Genomic DNA, 14,708 nt, shown 5'->3' on the forward strand with positions numbered 1-14,708 from the left:
ATGACGAACCTTATTACTTCGACGAAGAACGTCAGCTTGACTGGCGATCTGAAAGTTGACGGGCTCTTCAGCGGCACTGCCTGGAACGGAACTATAACCTATGCGTTTCCCACTACCTCGGAATCCTATGCCTATAGTGGCGAGAAAGACTATCAATTTTCTTCAATTTCGTCTCAACAGCAGTCTCTCGCTTTGTTCTTTATGGAGCAGTCCTATGGGAATGCGGCAAATGACGGCTTCTCCGTCGAGGGGTTCACGAACGCCAACTTTGAGGCCGGCAGCGCGGGTACCGCAACGGTGCGGTTCGCTGAATCGTGGCTACCTCCGACAGCATGGGCCTATACTCCAGATCAAGGCGAGGCGGCGGGCGATGTGTGGTTTGGCACGGAATATGCCGGCACCGAGGATGATCTTCGCTTCCCGGGGTTCGGCAACTATGCGGGCCAAACCGTGGCGCACGAGCTGGGTCATGCTCTCGGGCTGAAGCATGCTCACGAACCGGATTTCGTGCACAATCCCAGGGTCGTTCCGAGCGCCTACGACTCGCTCGAATATACGATCATGACCTACCACACATATGTCGGAGACAATTTGAGTGGGTACAAGTATGAGCATGATGGCGCGCCACAAACCTTCATGATGCTCGACATCGCCGCCCTGCAGGAAATGTATGGTGCGGACTACACCACGAACAGTGGCGATACCGTCTATAAGTGGAATCCGAACCAGGGCATCACCTATGTCAACGGGGTGGCCGCCATCACGCCCGATGCCAACCGCATCTTCGCGACAATCTGGGATGGCGGCGGTATCGATACCTATGATTTGAGCGCTTATACTACTGCCCTCAAGATCGATTTGCGAGCAGGAGGATACTCGGTCTTTTCCCAGAGCCAGTTGGCCGACCTGGGAGGAGGTCCGAATAATGGTTATGCCCGCGGCAACATTTTCAACGCCCTTCTTTATCAAGATAATGTTGCATCGTTGATTGAGAATGCTCAGGGCGGCTCCGGCAACGATACGATTATCGGCAACGAGGCGGACAATACGCTCTGGGGCAATGCCGGAGATGATTCGCTTTCTGGCGGTTCTGGCAATGACACATTGATCGGCGGAACGGGCAACGACACCTATATTGTCGATGATCTGGGCGACGTGGTCACCGAAGGACTGAATCAAGGCACCGATCTGATCAATACGTCGCTTTCTTCCTATGCCTTGACGAATATTGCGAATGTCGAGAACCTGACCTATACGGGATCCGCCAGCTTCACCGGCACTGGCAATGCGCTTGCCAACAGGATCACCGGCGGCGCCGGCAACGATCTGCTGGACGGTGGCGCCGGCAGTGACACATTGATCGGCGGTGCCGGTAACGACATCTATGTGGTCGACAATAGCTTTGATTTTGTGTTCGAGGTTGCGAACCAGGGGACGGATACAGTCCGGACGGCGCTTTCAAGCTATACGCTCAGCAACAATGTCGAGAACCTGAGCTACACGGGATCTGCCGGCTTCACGGGCACCGGCAATGCGCTCGACAACGTTATCACCGGCGGCGCCGGCAATGATGTGCTGAATGGCGGGTTTGGCGCCGACAGTCTGATCGGTGGCGTGGGCGACGACACCTATGTCGTCGACAATGTCGGCGACGCCGTCGTCGAGAACGCCGCCGAAGGAACCGACACGGTCTGGACGAACCTGAGCGCCTATACGCTTGGCGCCAATGCCGAGAACCTCATCTCCTTCGGCACGGGGGCGTTTAACGGAACCGGCAATAGCCTCGCCAACACGATCACGGGTGGGTCAGGTGCGGACATTCTGGACGGAAAGGCGGGCGCCGACAGTCTGATCGGTGGAGCGGGTGACGACGCCTATGTCGTCGACAATGTCGGCGACGCCGTCGTCGAGAATGCCGCCGAAGGAACCGACACGGTCTGGACGACCCTGAGCGCCTACACGCTTGGCGCCAATGCCGAGAATCTCACCTACTTTGGCACCGGGGCGTTTGCCGGAACCGGCAATGGGCTTGCCAATACGATCACCGGCGGCGCCGGCAACGATCTTTTGGACGGCGGCGCCGGCAGTGACACGCTGAAGGGCGGAGCGGGTGACGACACCTATGTCATCTCCACCGGTGACGTCGTCGTCGAGAATGCCAACGAGGGTATCGACACGGTTCGCACGGCACTGGCAAACTATACGCTCAGCAACAATGTCGAGAACCTGACCTACACGGGATCTGCCGGCTTCACGGGCACCGGCAATGCGCTCGACAACGTTATCACCGGCGGCGCCGGCAATGACGTGCTGAATGGCGGGTTTGGCGCCGATAGCCTGATCGGTGGCGTGGGCGACGACACCTATGTCGTCGACAATGTCGGCGACGCCGTCGTCGAGAACGCCAACGAAGGAACCGACACGGTCTGGACGAACCTGAGCGCCTATACGCTTGGCGCCAATGCCGAGAACCTCATCTCCTTCGGCACGGGGGCGTTTAACGGAACCGGCAATAGCCTCGCCAACACGATCACGGGTGGGTCAGGTGCGGACATTCTGGACGGAAAGGCGGGCGCCGACAGTCTGATCGGTGGAGCGGGTGACGACGCCTATGTCGTCGACAATGTCGGCGACGCCGTCGTCGAGAATGCCGCCGAAGGAACCGACACGGTCTGGACGACCCTGAGCGCCTACACGCTTGGCGCCAATGCCGAGAATCTCACCTACTTCGGCACCGGGGCGTTTGCCGGAACCGGCAATGGGCTGAACAACGTCTTGACTGGCGGCGCTGGCAACGATCTTTTGGACGGCGGCGCCGGCAGTGACACGCTGATCGGTGGCGCGGGCAACGACATCTATGTGGTCGACAATGCGGGCGACGCGATCGTCGAGGCGGCGGGCGGCGGCACCGATGAATTGCGGACGGCGCTTGCAGCCTACTCGATCACCGCGCTGACCAATGTCGAGAACCTGAGCTACACGGGATCTGCCGGCTTCACGGGCACCGGCAATGCGCTCGACAACGTTATCACCGGCGGCGCCGGCAATGATGTGCTGAATGGCGGGTTTGGCGCCGACAGTCTGATCGGTGGCGTGGGCGACGACACCTATGTCGTCGACAATGTCGGCGACGCCGTCGTCGAGAACGCCGCCGAAGGAACCGACACGGTCTGGACGAACCTGAGCGCCTATACGCTTGGCGCCAATGCCGAGAACCTCATCTCCTTCGGCACGGGGGCGTTTACCGGAACCGGTAATGGGCTGAACAACGTCCTGACCGGCGGAGCGGGGATCGACACGCTGAAGGGCGGAGCGGGTGACGACACCTATGTCATCTCCACCGGTGACGTCGTCGTCGAGAATGCCGACGAGGGTATCGACACGGTTCGCACGGCACTGGCAAGCTATACGCTCGGCGCCAATGTCGAGAACCTCGCCTATATCGGCACGGCAGCCTTTGCCGGAACCGGCAATAGCCTAGCCAACACGATCACGGGTGGGTCAGGTGCGGACATTCTGGACGGAAAGGCGGGCGCCGACAGTCTGATCGGTGGAGCGGGTGACGACGCCTATGTCGTCGACAATGTCGGCGACGCCGTCGTCGAGAATGCCGCCGAAGGAACCGACACGGTCTGGACGACCCTGAGCGCCTACACGCTTGGCGCCAATGCCGAGAATCTCACCTACTTCGGCACCGGGGCGTTTGCCGGAACCGGCAATGGGCTGAACAACGTCTTGACTGGCGGCGCTGGCAACGATCTTTTGGACGGCGGCGCCGGCAGTGACACGCTGATCGGTGGCGCGGGCAACGACATCTATGTGGTCGACAATGCGGGCGACGCGATCGTCGAGGCGGCGGGCGGCGGCACCGACGAATTGCGGACGGCGCTTGCAGCCTACTCGATCGCCGCGCTGACCAATGTCGAGAACCTGAGCTACACGGGATCTGCCGGCTTCACGGGCACCGGCAATGCGCTCGACAACGTTATCACCGGCGGCGCCGGCAATGACGTGCTGAATGGCGGGTTTGGCGCCGACAGCCTGATCGGTGGCGTGGGCGACGACACCTATGTCGTCGACAATGTCGGCGACGCCGTCGTCGAGAACGCCAACGAAGGAACCGACACGGTCTGGACGAACCTGAGCGCCTATACGCTTGGCGCCAATGCCGAGAACCTCATCTTCTTCGGCACGGGGGCGTTTAACGGAACCGGCAATAGCCTCGCCAACACGATCACGGGTGGGTCAGGTGCGGACATTCTGGACGGAAAGGCGGGCGCCGACAGTCTGATCGGTGGAGCGGGTGACGACGCCTATGTCGTCGACAATGTCGGCGACGCCGTCGTCGAGAACGCCGCCGAAGGAACCGACACGGTCTGGGCGAACCTGAGCGCCTATACGCTTGGCGCCAATGCCGAGAATCTCACCTACTTCGGCACCGGGGCGTTTGCCGGAACCGGCAATGGGCTGAACAACGTCTTGACTGGCGGCGCTGGCAACGATCTTTTGGACGGCGGCGCCGGCAGTGACACGCTGATCGGTGGCGCGGGCAACGACATCTATGTGGTCGACAATGCGGGCGACGCGATCGTCGAGGCGGCGGGCGGCGGCACCGACGAATTGCGGACGGCGCTTGCAGCCTACTCGATCACCGCGCTGACCAATGTCGAGAACCTGAGCTACACGGGATCTGCCAGCTTCACGGGCACCGGCAATGCGCTCGACAACGTTATCACCGGCGGCGCCGGCAATGACGTGCTGAATGGCGGGTTTGGCGCCGACAGCCTGATCGGTGGCGTGGGCGACGACACCTATGTCGTCGACAATGTCGGCGACGCCGTCGTCGAGAACGCCAACGAAGGAACCGACACGGTCTGGACGAACCTGAGCGCCTATACGCTTGGCGCCAATGCCGAGAACCTCATCTCCTTCGGCACGGGGGCGTTTACCGGAACCGGTAATGGGCTGAACAACGTCCTGACCGGCGGAGCGGGGATCGACACGCTGAAGGGCGGAGCGGGTGACGACACCTATGTCATCTCCACCGGTGACGTCGTCGTCGAGAATGCCGACGAGGGTATCGACACGGTTCGCACGGCACTGGCAAGCTATACGCTCGGCGCCAATGTCGAGAACCTCGCCTATATCGGCACGGCAGCCTTTGCCGGAACCGGCAATAGCCTAGCCAACACGATCACGGGTGGGTCAGGTGCGGACATTCTGGACGGAAAGGCGGGCGCCGACAGTCTGATCGGTGGAGCGGGCGACGACGCCTATGTCGTCGACAATGTCGGCGACGTCGTCGTCGAGAACGCCGCCGAAGGAACCGATACGGTCTGGGCGAACCTGAGCACCTATACGCTCGGCGCCAATGCCGAGAATCTCACCTACTTCGGCACCGGGGCGTTTACCGGAACCGGCAATGGGCTGAACAACGTCTTGACTGGCGGCGCTGGCAACGATCTTTTGGACGGCGGCGCCGGCAGTGACACGCTGATCGGTGGCGCGGGCAACGACATCTATGTGGTCGACAATGCGGGCGACGCGATCGTCGAGGCGGCGGGCGGCGGCACCGACGAATTGCGGACGGCGCTTGCAGCCTACTCGATCGCCGCGCTGACCAATGTCGAGAACCTGACCTACACGGGATCTGCCGACTTCACGGGCACCGGCAATGCGCTCGACAACGTTATCACCGGCGGCGCCGGCAATGACGTGCTGAATGGCGGGTTTGGCGCCGACAGCCTGATCGGTGGAGTGGGCGACGACACCTATGTCGTCGACAATGTCGGCGACGCCGTCGTCGAGAACGCCAACGAAGGAACCGACACGGTCTGGACGAACCTGAGCGCCTATACGCTTGGCGCCAATGCCGAGAACCTCATCTTCTTCGGCACGGGGGCGTTTAACGGAACCGGCAATAGCCTCGCCAACACGATCACGGGTGGGTCAGGTGCGGACATTCTGGACGGAAAGGCGGGCGCCGACAGTCTGATCGGTGGAGCGGGTGACGACGCCTATGTCGTCGACAATGTCGGCGACGCCGTCGTCGAGAACGCCGCCGAAGGAACCGACACGGTCTGGGCGAACCTGAGCGCCTATACGCTTGGCGCCAATGCCGAGAATCTCACCTACTTCGGCACCGGGGCGTTTGCCGGAACCGGCAATGGGCTGAACAACGTCTTGACTGGCGGCGCTGGCAACGATCTTTTGGACGGCGGCGCCGGCAGTGACACGCTGATCGGTGGCGCGGGCAACGACATCTATGTGGTCGACAATGCGGGCGACGCGATCGTCGAGGCGGCGGGCGGCGGCACCGACGAATTGCGGACGGCGCTTGCAGCCTACTCGATCACCGCGCTGACCAATGTCGAGAACCTGACCTACACGGGATCTGCCAGCTTCACGGGCACCGGCAATGCGCTCGACAACGTTATCACCGGCGGCGCCGGCAATGACGTGCTGAATGGCGGGTTTGGCGCCGACAGCCTGATCGGTGGCGTGGGCGACGACACCTATGTCGTCGACAATGTCGGCGACGCCGTCGTCGAGAACGCCAACGAAGGAACCGACACGGTCTGGACGAACCTGAGCGCCTATACGCTTGGCGCCAATGCCGAGAACCTCATCTCCTTCGGCACGGGGGCGTTTACCGGAACCGGTAATGGGCTGAACAACGTCCTGACCGGCGGAGCGGGGATCGACACGCTGAAGGGCGGAGCGGGTGACGACACCTATGTCATCTCCACCGGTGACGTCGTCGTCGAGAATGCCGACGAGGGTATCGACACGGTTCGCACGGCACTGGCAAGCTATACGCTCGGCGCCAATGTCGAGAACCTCGCCTATATCGGCACGGCAGCCTTTGCCGGAACCGGCAATAGCCTAGCCAACACGATCACGGGTGGGTCAGGTGCGGACATTCTGGACGGAAAGGCGGGCGCCGACAGTCTGATCGGTGGAGCGGGTGACGACGCCTATGTCGTCGACAATGTCGGCGACGCCGTCGTCGAGAATGCCGCCGAAGGAACCGACACGGTCTGGACGACCCTGAGCGCCTACACGCTTGGCGCCAATGCCGAGAATCTCACCTACTTCGGCACCGGGGCGTTTGCCGGAACCGGCAATGGGCTGAACAACGTCTTGACTGGCGGCGCTGGCAACGATCTTTTGGACGGCGGCGCCGGCAGTGACACGCTGATCGGTGGCGCGGGCAACGACATCTATGTGGTCGACAATGCGGGCGACGCGATCGTCGAGGCGGCGGGCGGCGGCACCGACGAATTGCGGACGGCGCTTGCAGCCTACTCGATCGCCGCGCTGACCAATGTCGAGAACCTGAGCTACACGGGATCTGCCGGCTTCACGGGCACCGGCAATGCGCTCGACAACGTTATCACCGGCGGCGCCGGCAATGACGTGCTGAATGGCGGGTTTGGCGCCGACAGCCTGATCGGTGGCGTGGGCGACGACACCTATGTCGTCGACAATGTCGGCGACGCCGTCGTCGAGAACGCCAACGAAGGAACCGACACGGTCTGGACGAACCTGAGCGCCTATACGCTTGGCGCCAATGCCGAGAACCTCATCTTCTTCGGCACGGGGGCGTTTAACGGAACCGGCAATAGCCTCGCCAACACGATCACGGGTGGGTCAGGTGCGGACATTCTGGACGGAAAGGCGGGCGCCGACAGTCTGATCGGTGGAGCGGGTGACGACGCCTATGTCGTCGACAATGTCGGCGACGCCGTCGTCGAGAATGCCGCCGAAGGAACCGATACGGTCTGGGCGAACCTGAGCGCCTATACGCTTGGCGCCAATGCCGAGAATCTCACCTACTTCGGCACCGGGGCGTTTGCCGGAACCGGCAATGGGCTGAACAACGTCTTGACTGGCGGCGCTGGCAACGATCTTTTGGACGGCGGCGCCGGCAGTGACACGCTGATCGGTGGCGCGGGCAACGACATCTATGTGGTCGACAATGCGGGCGACGCGATCGTCGAGGCGGCGGGCGGCGGCACCGACGAATTGCGGACGGCGCTTGCAGCCTACTCGATCACCGCGCTGACCAATGTCGAGAACCTGAGCTACACGGGATCTGCCAGCTTCACGGGCACCGGCAATGCGCTCGACAACGTTATCACCGGCGGCGCCGGCAATGACGTGCTGAATGGCGGGTTTGGCGCCGACAGCCTGATCGGTGGCGTGGGCGACGACACCTATGTCGTCGACAATGTCGGCGACGCCGTCGTCGAGAACGCCAACGAAGGAACCGACACGGTCTGGACGAACCTGAGCGCCTATACGCTTGGCGCCAATGCCGAGAACCTCATCTCCTTCGGCACGGGGGCGTTTACCGGAACCGGTAATGGGCTGAACAACGTCCTGACCGGCGGAGCGGGGATCGACACGCTGAAGGGCGGAGCGGGTGACGACACCTATGTCATCTCCACCGGTGACGTCGTCGTCGAGAATGCCGACGAGGGTATCGACACGGTTCGCACGGCACTGGCAAGCTATACGCTCGGCGCCAATGTCGAGAACCTCGCCTATATCGGCACGGCAGCCTTTGCCGGAACCGGCAATAGCCTAGCCAACACGATCACGGGTGGGTCAGGTGCGGACATTCTGGACGGAAAGGCGGGCGCCGACAGTCTGATCGGTGGAGCGGGCGACGACGCCTATGTCGTCGACAATGTCGGCGACGTCGTCGTCGAGAACGCCGCCGAAGGAACCGATACGGTCTGGGCGAACCTGAGCACCTATACGCTCGGCGCCAATGCCGAGAATCTCACCTACTTCGGCACCGGGGCGTTTACCGGAACCGGCAATGGGCTGAACAACGTCTTGACTGGCGGCGCTGGCAACGATCTTTTGGACGGCGGCGCCGGCAGTGACACGCTGATCGGTGGCGCGGGCAACGACATCTATGTGGTCGACAATGCGGGCGACGCGATCGTCGAGGCGGCGGGCGGCGGCACCGACGAATTGCGGACGGCGCTTGCAGCCTACTCGATCGCCGCGCTGACCAATGTCGAGAACCTGACCTACACGGGATCTGCCGGCTTCACGGGCACCGGCAATGCGCTCGACAACGTTATCACCGGCGGCGCCGGCAATGACGTGCTGAATGGCGGGTTTGGCGCCGACAGCCTGATCGGTGGCGTGGGCGACGACACCTATGTCGTCGACAATGTCGGCGACGCCGTCGTCGAGAACGCCAACGAAGGAACCGACACGGTCTGGACGAACCTGAGCGCCTATACGCTTGGCGCCAATGCCGAGAACCTCATCTTCTTCGGCACGGGGGCGTTTAACGGAACCGGCAATAGCCTCGCCAACACGATCACGGGTGGGTCAGGTGCGGACATTCTGGACGGAAAGGCGGGCGCCGACAGTCTGATCGGTGGAGCGGGTGACGACGCCTATGTCGTCGACAATGTCGGCGACGCCGTCGTCGAGAACGCCGCCGAAGGAACCGATACGGTCTGGGCGAACCTGAGCGCCTATACGCTTGGCGCCAATGCCGAGAATCTCACCTACTTCGGCACCGGGGCGTTTGCCGGAACCGGCAATGGGCTGAACAACGTCTTGACTGGCGGCGCTGGCAACGATCTTTTGGACGGCGGCGCCGGCAGTGACACGCTGATCGGTGGCGCGGGCAACGACATCTATGTGGTCGACAATGCGGGCGACGCGATCGTCGAGGCGGCGGGCGGCGGCACCGACGAATTGCGGACGGCGCTTGCAGCCTACTCGATCGCCGCGCTGACCAATGTCGAGAACCTGACCTACACGGGATCTGCCGGCTTCACGGGCACCGGCAATGCGCTCGACAACGTTATCACCGGCGGCGCCGGCAATGACGTGCTGAATGGCGGGTTTGGCGCCGACAGCCTGATCGGTGGCGTGGGCGACGACACCTATGTCGTCGACAATGTCGGCGACGCCGTCGTCGAGAACGCCAACGAAGGAACCGACACGGTCTGGACGAACCTGAGCGCCTATACGCTTGGCGCCAATGCCGAGAACCTCATCTCCTTCGGCACGGGGGCGTTTACCGGAACCGGTAACAATCTTGACAACATTATCGTCGGCAGCAATAGCTCCGACACGCTAACAGGTGGCGCCGGCAATGATATCCTGACTGGTGGAGCGGCAGCAGACTTCTTCGTTTATTTGCCGAACTGGGGCCACGATATAATCATAGACTTCATGGCAACCGGCGCCGCACACGACACGATCAGGATCGATCACAGCATTTTCGCGGATTGGGCTTCGCTTCTTGCTGCATCCAGTCAGTCTGGCAGCGATACAATCGTTACAGCCGATATTGACAACACCATAACGTTGAAGAACGTGGCCGTATCAAGCCTCCAGTCAGGAGACTTTCTGTTTGCGTGATCCTCGCGTGCACTTTGCTGGTTCAGCACCTGCTGAGGAGTAAGCGGTGACGTGAGGCCGTTACTTCTTGAAGTTCCAAGGCATCAGAGCGTCGAGATCGCTTGATGGCCAACCTGCGGCGATACGCTGAAGCGTCTGCGTCAGCCAGGCCAGCGGATCGATTTCGTTCATCTTGGCGGACTGGATGAGCGTAGAGAGCGTGGCCCAAGTCCTTCCGCCGCCGGCATTTCCGGCAAATAGGCTATTCTTCCGAACAATTGCAAGCCCCCGTTCATTCTGCCCATGTCGGCGACGAAGTCGAGGTTCATTATCGCTGGCATCCGTATTTCGGCCAAAAGGTGTTTGTTCGGCGCGTCGAAGAACGAGCGACAGGTCGGTTTTTGAAGGTTTCGGGGCCGACAGGTGTCGTGATCGCGATTTCGGGGTGGATGATTGATCCTGTGGTTTGCAGCGGCATGACCCTGGGAGCGGCACGCGTCGATCTTGCGGCGCTGATCGAACTGTACAGACTGGTCTCAGGCGGTGCGAAGGCGGCACTCTTCCGAGGTGAACATAGAATCACTCAGGAGGAAGAGGATGAGATCCCGCAACACGCTGGTGCCGGCGTCGGGCCGGCAGCTCGACCTGATATTCAAAACCCGGACGCTCGACGGACTAAGCGACAAGGATCGCAAGAAGGCGATATCAACACTGGCTTGCCTGCTGATGCAGGCGGCCGGTCTGGCCGTCGAGGAGCTCAACGATGACCAGCACTGATCTGATTCCGACTGCGCTGCTTGAACGCAAGGCAGTCGTTTATGTTCGGCAGTCCACTCAGTCACAGGTGATGACCAATCTGGAAAGCCAGCGACGACAGTATGATCTTGTTGACGTCGCACGACAGCGCGGCTTTCTCGATGTTGAGGTCATCGACGATGACCTTGGGCGCTCTGCCAGCGGAACTGTTGCACGCCCCGGCTTCGATCGTCTCGTCGCCCTGCTGTGCGCCGGCAAAGTTGGTGCCGTTTTATGCTTCGACGCCTCACGGCTCGCACGTAACGGCCGCGACTGGCACCATCTGCTTGAACTATGCGGCCTCGTTGAAGCCCGCGTCATAGACCATGACGGTGTCTACAATCCATGTCGGCCCAATGATCGTCTTCTGCTCGGGATGAAGGGTAGTATCAGCGAGTTCGAACTAGGCGTGCTGAGAGCCCGCATGCTCGATGCCGCCAGATCGAAAGCGCGGCGTGGTGAATTGCGCCTTTCTGTGCCGTTCGGTTACATATGGCATCGGGAGGCGGGGCTTGGGCTGGACCCCGATCTGCGTCTGCAAGAGGTGATCCGATCCATATTCGCCCGCTTCCACGAGCTTGGAAGTGCGCGTCAGGTGCTTCTGTCGATGACGAAAGATCAGATTCACTTCCCGCGGCCGTCGGATGAAGGGCGCATGACCAACTTCGTATGGAAGCCTGTCCGTTATCGCAATGTGATCGGCATCCTCAAAAGCCCTTTCTACGCCGGCGTCTATGTCTATGGGAAGAGCGAGAAGCGGACTGCCATCATCAATGGACGCGCGCGGCGCAGTTACGGGCACGGCAAGCCGGTCGGCACCTGGGAGGTGATGATCCGGGACCATCACGAAGGTTACATCAGTTGGGACGAATACGAGCGCAACCAACAGCAACTGGCGCTCAATAATTATGGCCGCTCGGGCGGGACCAAATCGGGCCGCGGTGGCAAAGCGCTATTATCGGGTCTCCTAACCTGCGGACGGTGTGGGCGGCGGCTGAGTGTTGCCTATACGGGCAATCCAAATAGTCCTGTCTATCGCTGCGACAAGCAGAATCTGATGATGGGCTTGCGCCGATGCATGACGTTCGGTGGCCCGAAGGTCGATGCGGCGGTTGCGCGCGAGTTGTTGCGCGCGGTAGAACCGTTAGCGATCGAAGCGACCTTTGAAGCAGAGCGGATGCACCGAGAGCGCCAAGAAGACCAGCGCCACATTCACGACTTGGAGCTACAACAGGCTCGCTATGAGGCCAGCCTTGCCGAGCGCCGCTACGCAGCATGCGATCCCGACAACCGTCTCATAGCCGCGCAGCTTGAGAAGAATTGGGAACCTGCGCTACGCCGCGTGCGTGATCTGGAAGTGCGCAAGCCTGCCGAAAGTCCTTCAACCATCGAGGTTGATCCGGGCACCTTTGCCAACCTTGCAGACAATCTACAGGCCGCCTGGGATTCGCCCGATGTGAGCATGCGTGTGCGCCAGCAGCTCTTACGTACGTTGATCGCCGACATTGTTGTCGATGTTGACGATGCGGTGCGCGACGTGGTGATGACGATCCACTGGAAAGGCGGCCAGCATTCGGAACTGAGAGTGCGCAAGCCTCAGAGCGGCGAACACGGCTGTGCCACCACCGAGGATGCTTTGGCGGTGATGCGCAGCATGGCTGGACGCTGGTCCGATGAACATATCGCCGCATCGCTTAATCGAATGGGCATGCCCACGGGGCAAGGAAAAACCGGACTGCGCACCGTGTCGCTTCTGTGAGGCGCGTTCGCGCAATCCACGCGTACAAATCAGCGGACAAGGACGGCGAATGGCTGACCATGACAGAGGCTGCGACGGTCTTGGGCGTGACGAACCACCGAATACGCCACCTGATCAAGACGAACGTGCTGTCTGCCGAGCAGGTGGTTCCCGGCGCGCCGTATCAAATCCGCGCCAGCGACCTGGCTTCGGCGACGGTCCAAGCCGCTATAGCCCGAAAGGGCCGCCCGTGTCGCACAACTGACACGGAGACGCTTCCAATGTTTACAGACACTTAGAGAAGGAGTGCACAATGACTCAGGTCCGGCCTGAGGCCGGATGGCACGCTCAAGAATGTTGGAGTCTATCTCGATGCGCCTGTCATGGAGGAACTGTTCGAAGGCTTCCCGCCGATTAAGGGCATAGCGAATTGCCTCGGCGAGCTTTGATTTTCCAGAGATGCGGGGCAGCGTGTCCTGCCAGAGTTTGTAGAGATCGGCAACGACTGCAGCGGAGGCGCCCTGACGGGCGGCAACGCGAACATCGGGGCTTTGTCCACGCACCTTTTCCTCGATCGACCAAAGTGCGCCCATCTTTTCGATTGTCGCCGTTGCCACCTTGGAACTGTCGTTTGCGTGCAGCTCGTAAAACCGACGGCGACCATGCGCCCAGCACCCCGCCAAAAGAGCGCCGTCGTTTCCGCGCTCAGGTCGAGCAACACGGTTATAGGCAGTGTACCCGTCGATCTGCAGGATGCCGCGATAGCCTTCGAGATGCCGAGCGACACAATCGCCGGATCGACTGTCTTCAAAACGGTAAGCCACCATCGGCGGAACGCTCCCGCCGAATGGTCGATCGTCCCGGGCGTACGCCCATAGGTACGCTGTCTTTGCCGACCCCGATCCAGGGACAAGTGTCGGCAACGTCGTCTCGTCGGCGAATATTCGTTCGCCTCTTTTGATCTGGCTGAAGGTGTAGTCCGCGAGATTCTCGAGTTCGAACCCAAGCTTCCCCATCCACCGCGCCATGATGCCGCGGTCGACTTCGACATGGTCGCGCAGGAAGATCGCCTCCTGTCGATAGAGCGGCAACCCGTCGCCATATTTGGAGACCGCGATATAGGCGAGCGGCGCTTCCGTCGGAATGCCGCTTTCGACGATATGCGCCGGGGCTGAGGCCTGGATCACGCCGTCTTCGTTCTTGAAGGCATACTTCGGGCGATGGGTGACGATCACCCGGAACTTCGGCGGAATGACATCAAGCCGCTCGGAGGTATCTTCCCCGATCAGGACCTTCTGTTTGCCAGCGTGTTCGGGCAGTTCGTCCGGCTCGATGACCTCATGGACCCGCTCCAGGTGCGGGGGGAAGCCCTTGCGCGGGCGCGTCGCACGCTTTGCTGCGACTGGATTTCGGCCCTTGGCAACCAGCGCTTCGATCGCCGCGATGCCGGTGTCGATTTCTTCGAAGACAAACGCGCCTTGCTCGTCGAGATCCGCGTCAATGGTCGTGCCCTGCTTTTCCGAGCGGCGACCATACCGGTATCGATTGAAGGCCTTGAGGACCAGCTTCAGCTTGGCGATCTGTTCGTCTGCGTCCGCATTACGGGCCTTCAGATCAGCAACTTCGTCCTCCAGGACATCGGCGCGCGCGGCCTTTGCGGCCATCGCCAGGACCATGGCTTTCAGCGCATCGATATCATCCGGAGCTCGAGATCGGCTGGTGTCATGCCCTTATGTAGAGCATATTTCGGCGAGATTTTCCCTCAGTTTCAGCCGCCTGATTCACTCTGCCG

The 14,708-nt window shown here is 61.3% G+C and carries 3 protein-coding genes and 2 pseudogenes; 3 read left to right on the forward strand and 2 right to left on the reverse strand.

Annotation, left to right across the window (positions count from 1 at the left end; translation table 11 throughout):
* Positions 1-10,404 (forward strand): M10 family metallopeptidase C-terminal domain-containing protein, encoded by a 10,404-nt coding sequence (locus tag NE852_RS04285; RefSeq protein ID WP_258156222.1) that lies wholly within the window; start codon positions 1-3, stop codon positions 10,402-10,404.
* Positions 10,405-10,464: 60 nt separating this feature from the next.
* Here NE852_RS04285 and NE852_RS04290 read toward each other — a convergent pair.
* Positions 10,465-10,674, reverse strand: a pseudogene (locus tag NE852_RS04290) (transposase domain-containing protein); the annotation flags it as partial.
* A gap of 306 nt (positions 10,675-10,980) precedes the next feature.
* Here NE852_RS04290 and NE852_RS04295 point away from each other — a divergent pair.
* Complete coding sequence (locus tag NE852_RS04295; protein WP_025393262.1) at positions 10,981-11,160, forward strand: hypothetical protein; 180 nt, start codon at positions 10,981-10,983, stop codon at positions 11,158-11,160.
* The gene (locus tag NE852_RS04300; protein WP_008536633.1) at positions 11,147-12,937 is read left to right on the forward strand and encodes a recombinase family protein; all 1,791 of its coding nucleotides are present in this window, start codon (positions 11,147-11,149) and stop codon (positions 12,935-12,937) included. Before NE852_RS04295 ends, NE852_RS04300 begins: the two co-directional genes overlap by 14 nt.
* 308 nt (positions 12,938-13,245) lie before the next feature.
* Here the strand turns inward: NE852_RS04300 and NE852_RS04305 are convergent.
* Positions 13,246-14,642 (reverse strand): annotated as a pseudogene (locus tag NE852_RS04305) (IS66 family transposase); the annotation flags it as partial.
* Between the last annotated feature and the right edge of the window lie 66 nt (positions 14,643-14,708).

Origin of the sequence: Rhizobium sp. Pop5 (assembly GCF_024721175.1) — a bacterium.
Classification (GTDB): Bacteria; Pseudomonadota; Alphaproteobacteria; order Rhizobiales; family Rhizobiaceae; genus Rhizobium.